Origin of the sequence: Labilibaculum antarcticum (genome assembly GCF_002356295.1) — a bacterium.
GTDB lineage: Bacteria > Bacteroidota > Bacteroidia > Bacteroidales > Marinifilaceae > Labilibaculum > Labilibaculum antarcticum.
Map to the genome: position 1 here is coordinate 3,978,461 of NZ_AP018042.1, position 18,077 is coordinate 3,996,537.

Genomic DNA, 18,077 nt, shown 5'->3' on the forward strand with positions numbered 1-18,077 from the left:
GAATCGGTATTATTGCTTAAATCCAATAAGTAGAAGAACAAAACCTGATGTTACTTCCTTTTGATTTAATTTCGCTTCAATAGTACAATTTATCGCATTTGTAAATTGAAAATCCCAATACGGTGAATTTCTATGATCCTTATTGGAGAATAGTAAATGGTTCTCTTCATCGTAAATCGAAAAGATTACATTTTTCTCCATTTTACCTGTCGCTGCAACTATTCTGTAGTAGTTATTGGCATAAAAAGTTGTGTGGAATTCTGCAACTTCCCCTCCAGATAACAAAGCTTTATATTGTTGACCATCTGAAATAAATTCAGGTTCTAAATATTTTGTGCAGTTTTGAAGAGTAATGTCCGACTGCGCATTAGAGTTAAGGCTAATACCGGTAAAAAATAGTATAAGAAAAAAAGTATAGTAGTTATTCATAAGTTGTGTTTTTTTATTGGATTACTTAATGATGTAGTTACGAATAATACTTACTTTATCAGTAATTGAAGACAATTGAGCTTTGTTCATCACTATCTCAGATTTACTTTTTACAATGGTTAGTTTATTTTGAGAATCTGTAATTGGAGGAACATATGTGTATTTTTCTTCAAGTTCATCAAAAGTATAGGCTAAATCAATTAATCGATCAACCAAAAAGTAGAAATCTTTGGACTCATTAGAGTAAGGTACTAAAAGCTTTATTAAATTCTCAAGAGGTCTTTTTTGTTCTGAAATCCGAGTCGTTAATTCTTTGTTTGGAACGGTCTTGATTTGTTGGGTGAGAATATAAACTGATTCGATCCATCCTCCTGCTAAGATTAATGCTCCGGTATTTTCTCTATCATTAGCTTTTAAATAATTATCTATTTTACGATAGGTATTACTCACGATAACTAATAGCGAATCTCTATTTTCTATATTATTTTCAATGCGTTCAATGGTTGGTTTATCCATTGCATTGTATAATCCAATTTCCTGAGAAATGATTTTTAAAACAGCAAAGTAACTGGCCGCATCTTGTGTTTGGCGATAAATGTTAATGTATCCTAAATCAGATCCGTAAATACCGAAGTTTATTGCTTTACTGAAATTTTCAACATAGTCACTTGCTTTGCTCGTGGAATGCAATAAATCCTTATTATAAGGGATTCCTGATTTTTCAAGAAGCAAAGAAATTTGATAAGGTGAAGGCATGCTGAACAGAATATTATTGTATTTGAAAATATTCGCAGACTGATCTACATCTTCCATGAGAGAAGCTTCTGTTGCTATTTCGTCAGGGCTTACATTATTTTCTGCATCATTATTCCGTAAAATCAAAAATGTTACTATCGCAGCAATTGAGATTAAAATAAGAAATTTAATGCTATTTGGTGTTTTTTTCTTTGGCATCTTGTATAACTTAAAATTTATTAAGCCAATTTAGAAAGAATAAACTACTTCTCAAAGCTTGAGTGTATGCGGTACTACTGATTTGCACTACAAATAGCTGTTGATTAAGTTTTTCGATCTTACTTTGAATTTTGTACAAAGCAATTGGTGATTGTCTTGTTTAATTATTCTTCCATTAGTACTCTATTTCTAGTAAAAAGGATACATTTGGAGACGAATTTTTTGAAAAGAATTATAACAGCAACAAAAACATTATGAGAAAAATATTCCTTTTAACCTATTTACTAATCATTTGTGCCCTTTTTTCGGCTGCTAATGCTCAAACAAAAAAGTTGAGTATGGAAGATGCAATTATGGGACCAAGGGGCAAATTTTACCCTGAATACTTATCTCAATTATCATGGAAAGGTGAGAGTAACCTGATATCCTATGTTTCAAATAATGAAATTAGGGTATCTAAGCCAGGAGAAGAGGCGAAGGTAGCTTATCGTTTAACTGATTTAAATGAGGTATTAGAGTCAGCAAAAATTAAAGAATTAAATAGATTTCCAATGTTTTCATGGATAAGTAATGACTTGATTCAATTCAATACTGATGGAAAATTACTTCAAATTGATTTACTCAATAAGAAGCTTGTATTAAAATTGGAAATTAATCCGAAGGCTGAAAATACAGAGTTTTGCGAGCTTAATTCGTCTATTGCCTATACCATTGGAAATAATCTGTATATATGTAGTACCCATGGAAATGAGTTGACTGTAACTTCTGATGAGGATAAGAATATTGTTAACGGGCAGACAGTGAGCAGAAGTGAATATGGTATTACGGATGGAATTTTTTGGGGACCCAAAGGGGCGAATCTGGCTTTTTATCGCAAAGATGAAAGTAAGGTTGCAACATTTCCATTAGTTGATATCAGCACACGTGTTGGTGATTTGAAGGAAATTAAATATCCGATGGCTGGCATGGGAAGTGAAACGGTAAGTTTGGGTGTTTATAATCTCAAAGATAAATCTACCGTTTGGATTCAGCCTAATGATTTTGGAGTAAATCAATATTTGACGAATATTAGCTGGGGTGCAGATGGGAAATTCATTTACATTCAGGTTTTGAATCGTGCTTCGGATCATGCGAAATTAAATAAATACGAAGCTGCTACTGGTAAATTTGTGAAAACACTATTCGAAGAAAAAGATGATCGATGGGTAGAGCCTTCACATGAACTGATTTTCTTAAAAAGTAATCCTAGTCAATTTATATATCAGACCAATAATCGAGATGGTTTTAATCATGCTTATTTATACGATATTGAAGGTAAACTGATCAAGCAATTGACATCAGGAAATTGGGAGATTACGGATATTTTAGGATTCGATAAATCGGAAAAGAACCTATTTTTTGTATCAACGGAAGTGAGCCCAATAGAAAGACATGCATATAAACTGAATTTAAAAACAGGCAAGCGCATTCGATTAACGATGGATGAGGGAACTCATGCAGTTCAGGCAAGTGCTGATGGTAGATATATTATTGACAATTATAGTAGCTTAAATGTGCCACGAAAAATTATTGTTGCTGATGCAAAAGGCAAAGAGATAAAAGAATTGGTGAACGCAGAAAATAAGCTAATTGATTATGATTTGGGCGAAATTTCTTTGGGAACAATTAAATCGGCTGATGAAAAAACTGATTTGCATTATCGTATGGTAAAGCCTGCTGATTTTGATCCAAACAAAAAATACCCGGTTGTTGTTTACGTTTATGGAGGTCCTCATGCACAAATGGTGAACAACCGTTGGTTGGGAGGAGCAGCTTTGTGGGAGCAATATATGGCTCAGAATGGATATTTGATTTATGTTTTGGATAACAGAGGATCAGCAAATAGAGGAAAAGAGTTTGAAGCTGTAATTCACCGACAGTGCGGTCAGCCGGAAATGGCGGATCAAATGAAAGGTGTTGAGTTCTTGAAATCATTGCCATATGTTGACGCCGATTGTATTGGTGTTCATGGATGGAGTTATGGTGGTTTTATGACCATTTCGTTAATTACAAATTACCCGGATGTATTTAAAGTTGCTGTGGCGGGTGGTCCTGTAATTGATTGGAAATGGTACGAAGCGATGTATGGAGAGCGCTATATGGATACTCCGGAAGAGAATCCTGAAGGATATGCAAAGACCTCGTTAATCGCGAAAGCAAAAGATTTAAAAGGAAAGCTTTTAATTTGTCAGGGAGCAGTTGATAATACTGTGTTGTGGCAGAATAGTTTGAATTTTGTTCGTGAGTGTATAAAGAATAATGTTCAGGTTGATTATTTCCCATATCCTTGTGCGGAGCACAACGTACGTGGGCGCGACCGTATTCATTTAAAACAAAAAGTGAGCAATTATTTCGATGACTATTTGAAATAAGAGACGAAAAAAAAGCTGTAAAAATAAATAAATCGTCATCTCAATTCCGATATTTTTCGGCAAATTTGGGACGACGATTTTTTTGTTCCAGTAGTGTCGCTCGTGATGAACGTAAGTGTCGCTGATTTTAATAAAATATCAAATTGAAAACGCAAACCAATTACAGAAGCATTTGGAAAATTTCTTATCCGATTATTTTAGGAAGTTTAGCACAGAATATAATTGCCCTTACTGATACTGCATTTCTGGGTCACCTAAGTGAAACAGCTTTGGGAGCTGCCGCTATTGCAACAATATTTTATTTTGCTATTGTAATGCTTGCCTGGGGTTTTGGATTGGGAGTTCAAATTGTAATTGCCAGAAGAGTCGGAGAAGGAAATCTAAAACTTGTCGGTAAAACCTTCGATCATGCCTTGTTTTTTTTACTGATTTTAGCTGTTGTGTTGATAGGATTTATGGAACTTCAGGCTCCACCTATTTTAAAAGCCATCGTGAAATCAAATGCCATATACGATGCCAGTATGGAATACATCTCGTATCGTGCATGGGGAATCATATTTGCATGTGTAAACCTATTGTTTCGAGCTTTTTATATTGGAATTGCAAAAACAAAAATAATTGGTTGGAGTACCGTCTTTATGGCAATTATTAATGTCTTTTTCGATTATGTTTTGATATTTGGAGAGTGGGGATTTCCTGAAATGGGTATAAAAGGTGCAGCTGTTGCTTCTGTAATTGCAGAGGTTTTTGTAATGGTGTTTTTTATTGTTTATACACTAAGAAAAGTGCCTGTTAAAACCTATGAATTATTCAAATTTATAAAGATTGATTGGGAGCTGTATACTCGATTAATTAAGGTTTCTTTTCCAATGATGATTCAGAATTTTCTCGCCTTATCGTGTTGGTTTATTTTCTTTTTGATGGTAGAAAGAATGGGTGAAAGAGAGCTGGCAATTTCAAATATTATAAGAAGTATTTATGTGTTGATGATGGTGCCGGTGTGGTCCTTTGCATCAGCAGCTAATACATTAGTGAGTCAGGTTATTGGAGAAGGAGCCTACGAAGAGGTGATGCCGGTGATTTGGCGAACCGTAAAACTCTCATTTTTTTCAGTTTTGGCATTGGTTGGGATCTGTATTATTAATCCCGAATTGGTAATTTCAATATATACCGAAGAAATTAGTTTAATTGCTGAAGCCAAACCTGTATTGTACGTGGTTTTTGGGGCTACTTTGATTTTTCCAATTGCAGTTACGCTTTTTCATGGAGTTTCAGGTACTGGAAATACTTTTCATGCAATGTTACTCGAAATGGCGGTTTTAGTATGTTATTTAGGTGCAGTATACCTGTTAATCGTAGTTTTTAAATCGTCAATTTCGGGAGTTTGGACTACGGAGTATTTTTATGCCGGCTTTATGGGTTTGAGTTCATGGTTGTATCTGAAATATGCAAATTGGAAAGAAAGTAATATTTAGTTTTTGAGGAAAACCAGAATTACTATTCGAAAGGAACAACTTCTGGTTGAGTCACTCTAAAGTTATTGAATTTAGGTCTTTCTTCCCCAGATATGCGATATTCAAATCGATTGAAATCGGAGGGGGCTTTTGGATAAAAAGCAAGGCGTAATTGTATGGTTTTGAAAACTAAATTTTCGTTGTTCAAACGAATTCCAAATCCCACACCATAATAGAATTTTTCCTTAAGAATATTCTTTTTATTACTACCAATAAACCCCATGTCGGCAAAGGTGTAAAAAGCAAAACGAAAGCCACCTAAAGTGTAAGGTGTAAAGGCTACAGTTTCCAGATTAAGGACTAATTTCTGAGTCCCGATTACATCCTCTTTGGAAAAACCCCGAATTCCAGTATCAGTTAAAAGGCTTATGAATTCATCTGGAAATCTTCTTATTCCTAGTGTATATTGCAAATCTGCAAAATTACGAAGACGAAGAGGTCCGAGATTACGAATGCGACTGAAGAATTTTGTTTGTCCGAGTAAAACACCTTGTTCAAATTTCTGTGAATTAAAATAACCTCCAAGAGCAACACGATTAAAGAAATATGTTCTGCTTTTACTAAGGTAAGCCGCTTTTTGGAAATCAAACCCCAAATATCTTCTATGTGAGTATTCTCGGTCTTCGTATCCCATGGTAAGTTGCGCTAAAGAGCCATATGGAATATCCTCGGTTCGTCCAAAATTGTAAATTAAATTACTCTTGTAATATTGTATTTGACTTAAGCTTATACTAGTCAGATAATGAATGTTATTATGGAAAGATTGATTTAGTGCAGGACCAACTTCGGGTCTCTCGAAAAATTCCCGACCTGATATTCTTCCTGTTATATATAACTTTCTTCGTGCAAATTTATTTCTGGATTTAATCTTATAAGAACGGCCAAACCAAATATTTCCATAATTAAAGTCCAAAGGTATTTCGTTAATAATCGGATCATCTTTTTGAATTTCGTCTGATCTCATGGTTTGGGAGAGTGTAAAGCCTCCGGCATATTTGGTGTTGTAGGTCGCGAAACTCCGGTCTAAATCAACTTGAACAACAGCTTTTTCATAGGTGTTTTGGTAGGTGAAAGTTGCATCGATATATGATTTTCGGATGTTTCGAATTTTATATCTTCCTGTGTAACCGTATTTCTGATCTTTGTCTGAATCAAATTCAAAACTATTGCTGAATTCATGTCCTAGTCCGTATAGGTTTCGGCTATATATTTCAAATTCGGTAGAGGATAGAGATCCAACTTTCATGTTGGCTCCCCATGAAAATTGATCTTTAACCCACAATTGAAGATCGACTAACGTTTGTGAGCCTAAAACCGGAATAACTCTAAAATAGGCATCTTTAACGTATGATAATTCACGAATTAGTCGTTCGTTATCTGCAAGGTTATATGGATCAACAGCATCGCCTTCGCTTAATCGCAACAGTTTGCGTAAGTGATTTCTTCTACTTGTGTTATGTAGTTTGTTTCCAGTCGTTTCTAACCAGGTATGTGCAATTTGAGTAGTGTCATATAGGGTAGGACCAAAAGGTTCTAAAACCCGAATACTAATGTTTCGTATTGTTTTGCCCTGATATTGCAAAAAAGCTACTTCGCTTCGTTCAGTTTTTATTGTATCTGTTGGGTTCAGTTTATCGGGCGATACAAAGAATAGGTTGTATAATTCTTTTGTGAATTTTCGTTTGCCGGCACCTCGTTTAAGGGAATTGTAAAATTTAGATCCATTGTTAGAATTACTTTCAAGACTGCTTTCATTTACTGTATCTAAGAGAAAGATGAGAGTATCTCTGGAAATGATAAATGTACTGTCTTGTAACTGGGAATATTGGAGTTTTTCAATAAGCGTGTCTCTTCGCGAAATCCTTTGTCCATTTGCATGGAGAAGATTTCCTATCAATAGAAAAAGAATCAAACAATATGTACTTATTTTACTGATGAGTCAAAATTTTAATTACAAACAGGATCATCTTCTTCCAAAGATATATAAATTGTAATTTGATTTATGCGTTCCGAAGCACAAGAATCATACCTTGATAGGTTTTGAATTGTTAAGTTATTTTAAATTGGTAATATCTGTAAGCTTTTTATTGAGTTGGTTAACGCTATCGGCAGTCCATTTCCATTTACCTTCTTTTCTAATTTCACCAGTTAGTATTTTGCCTTTAAAAAGCTCAAGAGTCTCTACAGCACTTCCAAATCCAAACCGTTTCAATCCTAATTTAAAAATAACCTTATCGTATTTGGTTATTTCTTTTCCGCGAAAAAAAATCAGGTAGTAGTAGGACATGCACATTTCTGCTGCATCATCATCGAACTCAATTTTATAAATAATACGGTTTCTTTTTAAGAGTAATAGTAACACGTACATACATAATACTGTAGTTAGGTAAACTACGTTTATACCAACAAAAAACAGGAGAATGACTATTAAAAGTGCGAGTAAGGAAAGCTCCTTTTTTACTCTTTTACCCAAAGGATATTCAGATGGGCTTAATTCAAATTTTTCCATTGTGTATTTTTTGCATAGTTAGCAAAATAGCTAGTAGTAATCAAGCTTAGGGAGATTATAATCGCGGTCAATTAAGAATTAATTCGCATTTATTACTAAAGTTTTAGTAGTGATATTTGTCTACTAAAAAAATAGTACTAAGTTTGTAGTAGATTAATCGTAAAGAAAAGTTTGTTATGAAGGAATTGACCAAAGCAGAGGAACAGGTAATGCAGATTGTATGGGAATTAAAAAAAACGAGCGTTAGAGATGTTGTTGCGAAATTTCCGGAACCAAAGCCGGCATACACAACAGTTGCAACTGTTATGAATGCATTGGAAAAGAAAGGTTTTACAGATAAAATTCCAGCAGGGAAATCGCATCTGTTTTCGGTGAAAATACCCAAAGATGAATATTCTGGTTATAAGGCTGGAAGCTTGGTAAACAATTATTTTAATGGGTCATTTTCGAGAATGGCTTCTTTTTTTGCTAAGGATAACAAATTGAGTATTCAGGAATTGGAAGAGATGATTGAGATTGCTAAACGTGAAATAAATAAAGAGAAGTGATATGGAAGCAATGACGGACTACTTACTACAGTCATCGGCTGTTCTGGTTTTGTTTTATCTGATTTACATTTTGGTATTGCGAAATGAACGATTCTTCGCAGAGATTCGCTTTTACCTATTGGGAAGTGCTTTGTTAGCATTAATTCTGCCTCTTCTGAAGTTTTCCTACTCGATTACTGTAGAATCCGCATTTGTAAATGATGCGATGGGAGATTTTTTTGTTGATCCCATTCTTGGGGAAGCAATTCAACATGCCAAATCTATAATTTCCTTGGGATCGATGCTGCTTTTAATTTATCTGGCTGTGTGTAGCATTCTATTTGTAAGAAGTCTTTTAAAGGTTTTCCAAATACGACAATTAATTAATGCCGGAGAATATCAAATTGTTGATGAACAGAAGGTGGTTCTTTTGGATCAATCAATACCTGCCTTTTCTTTCTTCGGATACATTGTAATGAACAGAGAGGAGTTTCGCGACAAGTCTCTGAATAATATATTTGCGCATGAAAAAGTACATGCTCAGCAAAAGCATTGGATCGATCTGCTGTTTGTTGAATTGTTGACCATCGTATTTTGGTTCAACCCTTTTGTATGGCTTTATCAGGTTGCGGTAAAACAGACGCATGAACTTTTGGCTGATGATGGAGTGATAGCGCGCGGCTTTAACATTGGACAATATCAGGCAATTTTAATGAACCAAATTATGGGGACTGAGGTTTTGGGCTTAGCCAATAACTTCAACTATTCCATCACTAAAAAACGTATGATTATGATGTCAAAAGAAAAAAGCCCACTAAATAGGCGCTATAAATTATTGATTGTTATTCCAGTAGTATGTGCTGTTTTGTTATTCAATCTGCAAATAGTGGAAGTTCAAGCTCAGGAGAAGAAAATTGAGAAAGTGGTTAATATTATTGAATTAACCGGACAATTAATTGATGAACACGATACTCCTGTTGAAGGAGCAACGATTCTTAACAGAAGTAATGAAGTGGGAGTTACTTCCGACAGGAACGGGAAATTTAAACTTCTGGTAGTAGAAGATGCTACATTAGGAGTAAGAAGTGAAGGTTATGCAAGAAAAGTGTTGATTTTAGACGAGTTGACTAAATATGCTGAGAAGACAGAAAACGGATATTTTGTAAAGATTAAAATGTACTCAGAATCTTCAGCTCAAAAGGATGAAGCTTATTACAAAGACGAGCAAGTTTTTGTTACAGTAGATCAAATGCCTGAATTTCCAGGTGGGGAGTTGGAGATGCAAAAATATATTGCAAAAAATGTAAAATATCCAAAAGATGCCCAGCAAAAAGGCATTAGCGGAAGAGTATTTGTGACTTTTGTTGTAAATAAAGAGGGTGAAGTAGATCAAGCCCGTGTTATTCGTGGTGCTTCTCCATCTCTTGATGCTGAATCAGTTCGTGTGATAAAATCAATGCCAAAATGGAAGCCAGGAAAGCAAAGAGGTGAAGCTGTGAATGTATCTTACACAGTTCCAATTAATTTTAGTTTAGAAGATGATAAGAAAATAGATGAAGTGAATGTCGCTGAACCTGAGAAAGATAATCTTTATAAAGGCGAAACAGTGTTTGTAATTGTTGAGGAAATGCCAGAGTATCCTGGCGGGTCATTAGCATTGCAAAAATACATTGCTGATAATGTAAAGTATCCGACAGAGGCTCTGAAAAAGGAGATTAGCGGTAGAGTATTTGTGACATTTATTGTAAGTAAAGAAGGTGATGTTGTGCAAGCCCGTGTTGTTCGCGGAGTTGATCCATCGTTGGATGCAGAAGCACTTCGAGTGATGAATTCAATTCCTAAGTGGACACCTGGTAAACAGCGAGGACAAGCAGTAAATGTTTCTTATACCGTGCCAATTAATTTTAGTTTAGAAAATGATAAAAAGAAAAAAGTAGAGCCGAATCGAAAAGCAAGTTTGGATTCAAAGATTGAGTCTAAAAAGGAAGAATTTATTTATAATGACGAGCCTGTTTTTGTAATTGTAGACGAAATGCCGGAGTATCCAGGGGGAGCTTTGAAATTAAAAGAGTTTTTTGTTAGTGAAGTGTCTAAATTGGATGCTAACTATATAATTGGCAAGAGATGCTTTATCACATTTTTGGTAACAAAACAAGGATTGGTTGAAAAAGCTCGGGTGGTAAGAGGTACAGGTAATATGGAGGTGGATGCAAAAGCTTTAGAGATCGTGGAAAGTTCTGTAAAATGGAAGCCAGGTAAACAAAGAGGGCAAGCAGTAAATGTATCGTATACCGTACCAATTAATTTTGGAGCATAGAGTAAGCTTTTAAAAAGGATTGCCCTTGACTTCTGTCAGGGGCATTTTCGTTTACACCTCTTTGTGTCGAAAGCAATCTGTTGTGTGATCGTTTACCATTCCTGTTGCCTGCATTAATGCATAACAAATGGTTGGACCAACAAATTTGAAACCTCGTTTTTTTAGGTCTTTGCTCATGGCTTCCGATTCGGGAGTTGAGGCAGGAACTTCAGACATGCTTGCCCAATGATTAAGAATGGTTTTTCCATCCGTAAAGCTCCAAATGTATTGGTCGAAAGAGCCGAATTCTTCTTGAACCTCAAGAAATGCCTTTGCATTTTTTATGGCAGAAGTAATCTTCAGTTTATTTCGAATGATCCCTTCGTTTTGGAGTAATTCATCTACTTTCTCCTGGGTATAATTTACCACAACATTCGGATCGAAATTATCGAAAGTTTTGCGGTAGTTTTCACGCTTGCGTAAAATGGTAATCCAACTCAAACCAGCTTGCGCTCCTTCCAATATCAGAAATTCAAACAGCATCTGATCATCGTGCAAAGGAACTCCCCACTCATTATCGTGATACTCGCAATACAATGGATCGTCACCAGCCCATTTGCATCTTGTGATGTTTGTGTTATTCTTAGAAGAATTTTGCATGACTTGGTATAATACGATTAATCTGATATTATTGATTTAAAACAGCCTCAATATTCGCTTTGTCGTTAATATTGGGGAATTTTTCAAGTATTTGTTTCGCTACAGTTTTCGACTCTTTAGTTTGCTTGTATTTCACGTGAAGGTTTAATAAAGCCACATAGTAATTCTGATCTTCAGGATTAATATTGATTGCAGTTTTTAAATACTTGATTGCATCCTTCGGATTATTTTTAAAATCATACATCATGGCAATGTTGTAGAAAATCCGTGGATTACCCGTTGCTAGTTTCGATGCTTTTAGTAAATAGGTCATCGATTCATCGTAACGCTTGCGCTCAGATAAGAAAAGGGCATAGGTAAACATTGTTGCGCCATCATTCGGAATATGTTTCAAGTAGTCTTTTAGCAATATCTCAGCTTTTTCGTACTCACCTTTGTTGTTGTACAATATGGCCAAATTTATTTTTATCGGATGAAGCAGAGGATCTTGCTCCAAAGCTCTTTTGTAAAACTCTTCGGCTTTATCTGTTTGCTTGCTGTTGTAGTAAAAATTAGCCAAATTAAATTTACCTGCAGGAAAATCAGCACTGTATTCCAGAGCTTCCAGATATTCCTTCTCTGCTCGCTGAAACTGTTCGTTATACTTTGCCGGTATTTGATCTCTGCTAACCGTATTCAGTTTTGTAGCACACTCAACGCGAATGGCTTTGGTCTGATCGTTGAGCATTCCCAAAACGATATTGAATGATTTTTGATCATCCATTATCACGTTTTGAAGGGCATTGTAACGAATATGACCGTTAAAATTATTCAAAGCATCGTATAATATTTCCTTGCTTTTTTTCTGATAATTCATGCCTAACAATCGAATTGCTGTTGCCCGAATAATTTCAGGATATACTTCATCATTATAAATATGAACTAAGCCATCGAAGCCTTTCTGACTGCCAGTTAGAGCTTCTTTAAAAGCAACACCATATTGCGATTTACGACTAGTACCATGCCATTTGTCAATGTAATCAATAGCCCATTGGGTTGATTTATCTGCATGACATTGATTACATGCATTAGGAGTTCCCAGTGTTTGTGTTAAATCAGGACGAGGAACTCGGAAACTGTGATCGTTTCTGTAATCAGGCCCCATGTAAAATTGTGCCGGCATGTGACAGTTGATACAATGTGCGCCATCTCCAACTTCAAATTTTACTCCGTCATCAGCAATAACCGCTTTCCCTTCTTCGCCTTTTAACTTGTGAAAATGATGTGCTTTGGTGTCGTAATCGTCAGCTCTATGGCATTGAGTACATAATCGATTGTCTTCGAATAGTCGTTTGGTGCTGTGAACATTATGGCAGTCGTTGCATTTCACATTTCTCATATACATCTTACTTTGTGTAAATGAGCCGTAAACGTAATCTTCATCTAATATCTGACCATCTATATGGTAATTTTCTCCGTTGGGTAAATTGGGAATGGTGTGATTGTAGATATCTGCACTGTGTGTAAAATCGGAAAGGGAACCACGACGAGCATGACAACGAACACATAAATCAACATATTCCTTGTTGTCAATTCCACTTGTTTTTACAACCAATCCAAAATTAGTGTGCTCATCTCTGGCATAATCTGCTTTTGCGGCCCACTCCAAATGTTTCGATGCGGGTCCGTGGCAAGCCTCACAACTCACATCAATCTCGCTCCATGTGGTGTGATAAGAATCGGTTTTAGAATCGTATCCTTTTACCAAATTAGTCGAGTGACAATCAGCACACATACCATTCCAGTTTTGGGCTTGATTGGTCCAATGCAACCAATTGTCGTGTTCAATTATTTCATCTTTATAAACTTGGGTAGACATGTGATACCAAATACTGTCTTTCGAATTCCATGTTAATGGCAAAGTTTGCAGTCTGCCTCTGTCAAATTCAACCAAATACTGTTGTAAAGGATAGTAACCAAATACATATTTAATTTCAAATTCTTCCAGTTTTCCTGATTCACCATCGGTTAGTACATAAAAGCGATTGTCTTTTTTGTACATTTTGTGCGTCATTCCATTGTACTCAAGCGATTGATTCTTGAAATCGCCTAAAACAGTAGAATCATTGGCATGATCCATGGCTTTATCGTGATCTGATCCCACCCAATCGTTGTATTCATTTAAGTGGCACTCTACGCAGGTTTCACGGCCTACATATTGCGCTTCCGCTGATATTTCTTTACTGGCGCCATAAGTATTTAGCAACAGGTACAAGGGAATCGATAGTACGGCTATTAAAGCAGCAAGTAAGCTGATTCGCTCTGTTTTTTTACGATTCTCCATTTATAAGTAGGTTAACTGCGATTTATTGAATGATGATCTTCTTATTGGTTTTCTGGTATCAATAAGTAATTCTCCTTTTTCGATTGTAATAGGAAAGTAATCTAAGGGGCGGGTTGCAGGTGCCGATAAAACTTCTCCAAATTTATTGAATTGCGAAGCATGGCATGGACAATTGAAACCACCTGTTTTCGAATTGGTATTCACGACACATCCCAAGTGGGTACACTTAAAAGACATAGCCAAAAATCCACCATCTTCGAAACGTTTCAGAAAGAACTGACCCGTTAAAAATGGATATAGTTTGTTCTTGTCGAAAGCAGTAGCTTTACCCGCATTAAATAATTCGGTTGTGCCAGATGAGGTATCAACTTTGTTAACACTTCCTCTTAGTAAGAAAAAAGCTTCTACAGTTGCAAGTGCAATAAGAGTTCGCTTTATGAATTTCCGTCTGTTCAATTTCATTATGCTATTGTAATTCGATATTTTAAAAAATCATCAACATTCCTTCCCCTCTTAATAGCAGCGAAATGAGTAACATGCATATATAGGATGATAGTATAATGCTCGTGCAGGCCATGATTAATTCGGTTCGGTTGGCCTGATGTTTTTTATTCCAAAATAAAAGGTAAGCCGCAACAGGTACTGCATAGAATAGAAAGGGGATAAGTCCTGTTGAGATCACGCCAGGCCAGTTGGAAAGCCATAAATCAAAATGGAAAAAGTGCTCAAATAAATAAATCAATGCAAATGTAAATACAAAAGCAATAATACTCGATTGAATGGTTATTTTCTTACCCAATGGAGAGTTGAACCAAACTCCGATATTTAAATTGTTGTATTTATAGTAGGGTAGACCAAAAAAGAAAAGAGCCGTTGCGAAAGGAATAATAACCGCACTAAAGAAAGGATGAAGATGAAGAAGTAATTCCTGAGCACCTAGAAAGTACCACGGAGCTTTGCTTGGGTTTGGACTTTTTAATGGGTTGGCCTGATCAAGCAAAGGAGCATCATAGAATGCCGCAGTTAAAAACAATCCTGCGATTACAATACATGCAAGCATGATTTCTTTCGATACCAAATTTGGAATGACATCAACTTTTTGTTGTTCTTCTTGTTGAGGCAAGGCAATCCCTCCAGCTTTGCGAACCAGCCAAAAGTGCATACACATTAAGAAAATGAATAGTAGAGGTATGATTCCTGTATGCAAAGTATAAAAGTTGAGTAAAGTATTCCCGTCAACCGTTTCACTTCCACGAACAACATATGCCAGCGAATGGCCAATAAACGGAATGTACTCAATAATTTGGGTAATAACAGTAACTGCCCAGTAGGCAAGCTGATCCCAAGGTAACAGGTATCCTGTAAAACTAGATGCAAGCACCAAAAACATCATTAATAAACCATAAATCCAGTTCTCACCTCGTTTAAGGAAAATAGATTGTGTGTAGTAAACTCTGACCAAGTGAAGAAAGGATGCTACAATCATAAGTTTGGCCGATAAATGATGCAGGTTGCGAATAAACTGACCAAATACGGTATTGTTTTTTAATCCTAAAATGGAATCGTAGGCATGCTCAACAGTAGGGATATAAGAGAAACGAAGTAGTAATCCGGTAAGGCATAGAATTATAAAAAGCAATGCACATACTCCACCCAAACCGAAAGTGCGGTTAATTTTAATGGCTCTGGAATCGATCTTAGCCGGATGCAAATGCAGAATAAATTTTTCTATCGATGAGGGGGTTTTATCTTCTTGATTCGTATTTGTCATTACTCGGATTATGGGTTTTACAGTAAGATTACAAAGGAAGTGAAAATGCTTTGAATCTGAAAGAAAAAATAATGAACACTACTGGTAGGTAATGGTAGTATTGATGGTAATTTAAGGGGGATATTGGGTATTGGTGTGTAATGTGTTGTTTGTAAGGTGATTGCGTGCGTGTATTGAAAGTTTGTTTTAAGTTTTAAATAGAGGAGGATAAGTTTTTTTTATTTAATTTTAGGCTTCGAATATCATAATTACAGTGTAAATCGATGTTTTAAGAAATCAAAAAAATAATTTCTGTGACTGGATATTGATCGTTAACGTATTTTGAAAATCTAAATAATAAATAAGATGAAGTTAAAATTGTTGTTATCCATTTTTATGGTATCCCTACTGGTGGGATGTGTAGAGAAAAAAGTTGAGAAGAAACAGCCAAATATCATCTTTCTTTTTGCTGACGATCAGTGTTATAACACAGTGCATGCGTTAGGAAATGAAGAAGTAATTACTCCAAACCTTGATAAAATGGTTGAGAATGGAGCAACTTTTACACATGCTTTCAACATGGGATCCTGGACTGGTGCCGTTTGTGCAAGTAGTAGAGCGATGTTGAATACAGGAAGATTTGTGTGGAGAGCCTACGGATTTGAAGACAAGCAAAATGAATTGGTAGAGAAGGGGCAAATGTGGTCTCAGATTATGCAAACTGCTGGTTACGATACCTACATGACAGGAAAATGGCATGTGCAAACAGCTCCATCTAAGATTTTTAATCATACAGTACATATCCGTGGGGGAATGCCTAAAGATAACTGGAATCATGCGAAGCAAGCGAAACTTTTTGCCGAAATGGAGAGAACAAAACAGGGTAAACCTGAAGATATCATGCCATTTGGTTATAATCGTCCGCAAAGTGTATCGGATACTAGCTGGACTCCCTGGGACAAAAACAATGGCGGCTATTGGCAAGGTGGAAAACACTGGAGCGAAGTGCTAAAGGATGATGCAATTACGTTTATCGATTCAGCCAAAGGAAAAGACAAACCATTCTTTATGTATTTGGCATTTAATGCTCCTCATGATCCTCGTCAGTCTCCTAAAGAGTTTTTAGACATGTATCCTTTAGAGAATATTTCTGTACCTGAATCATTCTTGCCTTTGTATCCTTACAAGGATAGTATTGGCTGTGGACCAGCATTGCGTGATGCTGCTTTGGCTCCATTTCCACGTACCGAGTATTCTATGAAAAAGCACCGTCAGGAATATTATGCTTTAATTACTCATTTGGATTACCAAATCGGAAAGATTATTAAAGCATTGGAAGAATCTGGTGAAATGGATAATACCTATATTTTTTATACTGCAGACCATGGTTTAGCAATTGGAGAAAACGGATTGGTTGGGAAACAAAATATGTACGATCATTCTATGCGTCCTCCTTTGTTTGTTATTGGTCCTGATATTGAAAAAGGGAAAAAGATAGATGCTGAAGTGTACTTGCAGGATATTATGGCTTCCTCAATTGAGTTGGCAGGATTACCAAAACCTGAGTACATTGAGTTCAATAGCTTAATGTCTTTGGCTCGTGGTGAGCAAACAAAATCGAATTATTCAGCCATTTATGGTTGCTATAAACCAGATCTGCAACGAATGATTCGTACCGAAGGGTTTAAATTGATTGTTTATCCTCACGGAAAAGTATTGCGTTTGTACGATTTAAATAAGGATCCAAAAGAGATGCACGATTTGGCATCAAATCCAGAATACAAAGAGAAAATTAAAGACTTATTTACGAAGTTAGTGGCTCTCCAAAAAGACATGGATGATCCATTGGATTTGACTAAGATCTTTACTTCATTATAATTGAACTGAACGAAAAAAAAGGATGTTTAGAATTGCGAATTCTGAACATCCTTTTTTTATGTCCTTGCGTGTAGTAAAATTAATTCCTCGTGGATTATGAAATGTTTTAGCCAGAGGTTTTTTTTTAGTCCCCTTTAGGGGATTTAAGGGTTGATTGAAATGTATTTGAATGAGTTTCTAGATGAATTAAAGTAAAAAAAAGACTTCAAAAGGAAAAATTGCCAAGTCTTAAGGAATTATCACCAACAGTAGTTCATTTAATTGTCTTCATCTTTGTATCAACAAATTACATGAATAAGATTACAACTAAAAAAATAGAGATATGAGAAAAATAGAAAGTGCTCAAGAATTGGATAACCTACTTAAAGAGGATAAAGCAATAATGTTAGATTTTTATGCTGATACCTGTCCTCCTTGTCAGGCATTAATGCCTACTATTGAAAAATTAGCAGAAGAATATAAAGGAAAGATCGATATTCAAAAAGTGGATGTACATAAATTCCCGAAATTGAGAACAAAGTATGGAATTGGAAGTATTCCGACCTTACTTTTTATTAAAGAGTCAGAAATTGTTGATAAAACAGTTGGAGTTATAGCAGAATCAGCATTAAAAGAGAAATTAGATAATCTACTTCACGCCTAATACCGATTAGTATCTAAAATTACTGATTCATTTCACTTCGTTTATGACTGTGTTTTAGATATCTATCGGTATTATACAATTGTGTAATTTTGTATTTAAAATCGTATAACAGGCGCGCTTGGAATTTGGATATAGTTCATGAAAAAAGTGCTGTAAACTACTCTAAGAGTGTTAACAGCACTT

General features: G+C 35.7%; 14 protein-coding genes. 6 read left to right on the forward strand and 8 right to left on the reverse strand.

Translation table 11 applies throughout. From position 1 onward, the window contains the following. Window positions 1-9: 9 nt before the first annotated feature. Window positions 10-429: a hypothetical protein gene (locus ALGA_RS15680; protein ID WP_096430713.1), complete on the reverse strand. Its 420-nt coding sequence runs from the start codon at window positions 427-429 to the stop codon at window positions 10-12. Window positions 430-450: 21 nt separating this feature from the next. Further along, window positions 451-1,383, reverse strand: coding sequence for a hypothetical protein (locus ALGA_RS15685; RefSeq protein ID WP_096430715.1), 933 nt, complete (start codon window positions 1,381-1,383; stop codon window positions 451-453). Between the two features lie 254 nt (window positions 1,384-1,637). Here ALGA_RS15685 and ALGA_RS15690 point away from each other — a divergent pair, with 254 nt between their 5' ends. Next, complete coding sequence (locus ALGA_RS15690; protein ID WP_096430717.1) at window positions 1,638-3,794, forward strand: S9 family peptidase; 2,157 nt, start codon at window positions 1,638-1,640, stop codon at window positions 3,792-3,794. Between the two features lie 143 nt (window positions 3,795-3,937). Next, entirely contained in the window at window positions 3,938-5,269 is a 1,332-nt protein-coding gene (locus ALGA_RS15695) for an MATE family efflux transporter (protein WP_162845457.1), read from the forward strand. Window positions 5,270-5,291: 22 nt separating this feature from the next. Here ALGA_RS15695 and ALGA_RS15700 read toward each other — a convergent pair whose 3' ends face one another. Together ALGA_RS15700 and ALGA_RS15705 are read right to left on the reverse strand one after the other, a co-directional pair. Then, complete coding sequence (locus ALGA_RS15700) at window positions 5,292-7,220, reverse strand: BamA/TamA family outer membrane protein (RefSeq protein WP_096430721.1); 1,929 nt, start codon at window positions 7,218-7,220, stop codon at window positions 5,292-5,294. Window positions 7,221-7,361: 141 nt separating this feature from the next. Then, the gene (locus tag ALGA_RS15705) at window positions 7,362-7,817 is read right to left on the reverse strand and encodes a hypothetical protein (RefSeq protein ID WP_096430723.1); all 456 of its coding nucleotides are present in this window, start codon (window positions 7,815-7,817) and stop codon (window positions 7,362-7,364) included. Between the two features lie 176 nt (window positions 7,818-7,993). Here ALGA_RS15705 and ALGA_RS15710 point away from each other — a divergent pair, with 176 nt between their 5' ends. Both ALGA_RS15710 and ALGA_RS15715 read left to right on the forward strand, forming a co-directional pair. Continuing rightward, complete coding sequence (locus ALGA_RS15710) at window positions 7,994-8,365, forward strand: BlaI/MecI/CopY family transcriptional regulator (protein WP_096430725.1); 372 nt, start codon at window positions 7,994-7,996, stop codon at window positions 8,363-8,365. Window position 8,366: 1 nt separating this feature from the next. After that, window positions 8,367-10,661 carry a M56 family metallopeptidase gene (locus tag ALGA_RS15715; RefSeq protein ID WP_096430727.1) on the forward strand — a complete coding sequence of 765 codons (2,295 nt, stop codon included), beginning with the start codon at window positions 8,367-8,369 and terminating at the stop codon, window positions 10,659-10,661. Between the two features lie 51 nt (window positions 10,662-10,712). Here the strand turns inward: ALGA_RS15715 and ALGA_RS15720 are convergent, their stop codons facing one another. From ALGA_RS15720 to ALGA_RS15735, 4 genes are read right to left on the reverse strand one after another with little or no spacing between them, the layout of a single operon-like run. Next, window positions 10,713-11,300 carry a DNA-3-methyladenine glycosylase I gene (locus ALGA_RS15720; RefSeq protein ID WP_096430729.1) on the reverse strand — a complete coding sequence of 196 codons (588 nt, stop codon included), beginning with the start codon at window positions 11,298-11,300 and terminating at the stop codon, window positions 10,713-10,715. Between the two features lie 28 nt (window positions 11,301-11,328). After that, entirely contained in the window at window positions 11,329-13,623 is a 2,295-nt protein-coding gene (locus tag ALGA_RS15725) for a tetratricopeptide repeat protein (RefSeq protein ID WP_096430731.1), read from the reverse strand. Further along, window positions 13,624-14,085: a QcrA and Rieske domain-containing protein gene (locus tag ALGA_RS15730; RefSeq protein WP_096430733.1), complete on the reverse strand. Its 462-nt coding sequence runs from the start codon at window positions 14,083-14,085 to the stop codon at window positions 13,624-13,626. 22 nt (window positions 14,086-14,107) lie between these two features. Then, complete coding sequence (locus tag ALGA_RS15735) at window positions 14,108-15,394, reverse strand: cytochrome b N-terminal domain-containing protein (RefSeq protein WP_096430735.1); 1,287 nt, start codon at window positions 15,392-15,394, stop codon at window positions 14,108-14,110. A 345-nt stretch (window positions 15,395-15,739) separates the two neighbouring features. Here ALGA_RS15735 and ALGA_RS15740 point away from each other — a divergent pair, with 345 nt between their 5' ends. Continuing rightward, window positions 15,740-17,251 (forward strand): sulfatase-like hydrolase/transferase, encoded by a 1,512-nt coding sequence (locus tag ALGA_RS15740; RefSeq protein WP_096430737.1) that lies wholly within the window; start codon window positions 15,740-15,742, stop codon window positions 17,249-17,251. Between the two features lie 322 nt (window positions 17,252-17,573). Then, on the forward strand, window positions 17,574-17,894 hold the full coding sequence (locus ALGA_RS15745; RefSeq protein WP_096430739.1) for a thioredoxin family protein: 321 nt from the start codon (window positions 17,574-17,576) through the stop codon (window positions 17,892-17,894). Window positions 17,895-18,077 lie beyond the last annotated feature (183 nt).

Bases quoted from the DNA above. Each gene is read 5' to 3' on its own strand.
- ALGA_RS15680 (WP_096430713.1), bottom strand. From the start codon at position 429: ATGAATAACTACTATACTTTTTTTCTTATACTATTTTTTACCGGTATT.
- ALGA_RS15685 (WP_096430715.1), bottom strand. From the start codon at position 1,383: ATGCCAAAGAAAAAAACACCAAATAGCATTAAATTTCTTATTTTAATC.
- ALGA_RS15690 (WP_096430717.1), top strand. From the start codon at position 1,638: ATGAGAAAAATATTCCTTTTAACCTATTTACTAATCATTTGTGCCCTT.
- ALGA_RS15705 (WP_096430723.1), bottom strand. From the start codon at position 7,817: ATGGAAAAATTTGAATTAAGCCCATCTGAATATCCTTTGGGTAAAAGA.
- ALGA_RS15710 (WP_096430725.1), top strand. From the start codon at position 7,994: ATGAAGGAATTGACCAAAGCAGAGGAACAGGTAATGCAGATTGTATGG.
- ALGA_RS15715 (WP_096430727.1), top strand. From the start codon at position 8,367: ATGGAAGCAATGACGGACTACTTACTACAGTCATCGGCTGTTCTGGTT.
- ALGA_RS15720 (WP_096430729.1), bottom strand. From the start codon at position 11,300: ATGCAAAATTCTTCTAAGAATAACACAAACATCACAAGATGCAAATGG.
- ALGA_RS15725 (WP_096430731.1), bottom strand. From the start codon at position 13,623: ATGGAGAATCGTAAAAAAACAGAGCGAATCAGCTTACTTGCTGCTTTA.
- ALGA_RS15730 (WP_096430733.1), bottom strand. From the start codon at position 14,085: ATGAAATTGAACAGACGGAAATTCATAAAGCGAACTCTTATTGCACTT.
- ALGA_RS15735 (WP_096430735.1), bottom strand. From the start codon at position 15,394: ATGACAAATACGAATCAAGAAGATAAAACCCCCTCATCGATAGAAAAA.
- ALGA_RS15740 (WP_096430737.1), top strand. From the start codon at position 15,740: ATGAAGTTAAAATTGTTGTTATCCATTTTTATGGTATCCCTACTGGTG.
- ALGA_RS15745 (WP_096430739.1), top strand. From the start codon at position 17,574: ATGAGAAAAATAGAAAGTGCTCAAGAATTGGATAACCTACTTAAAGAG.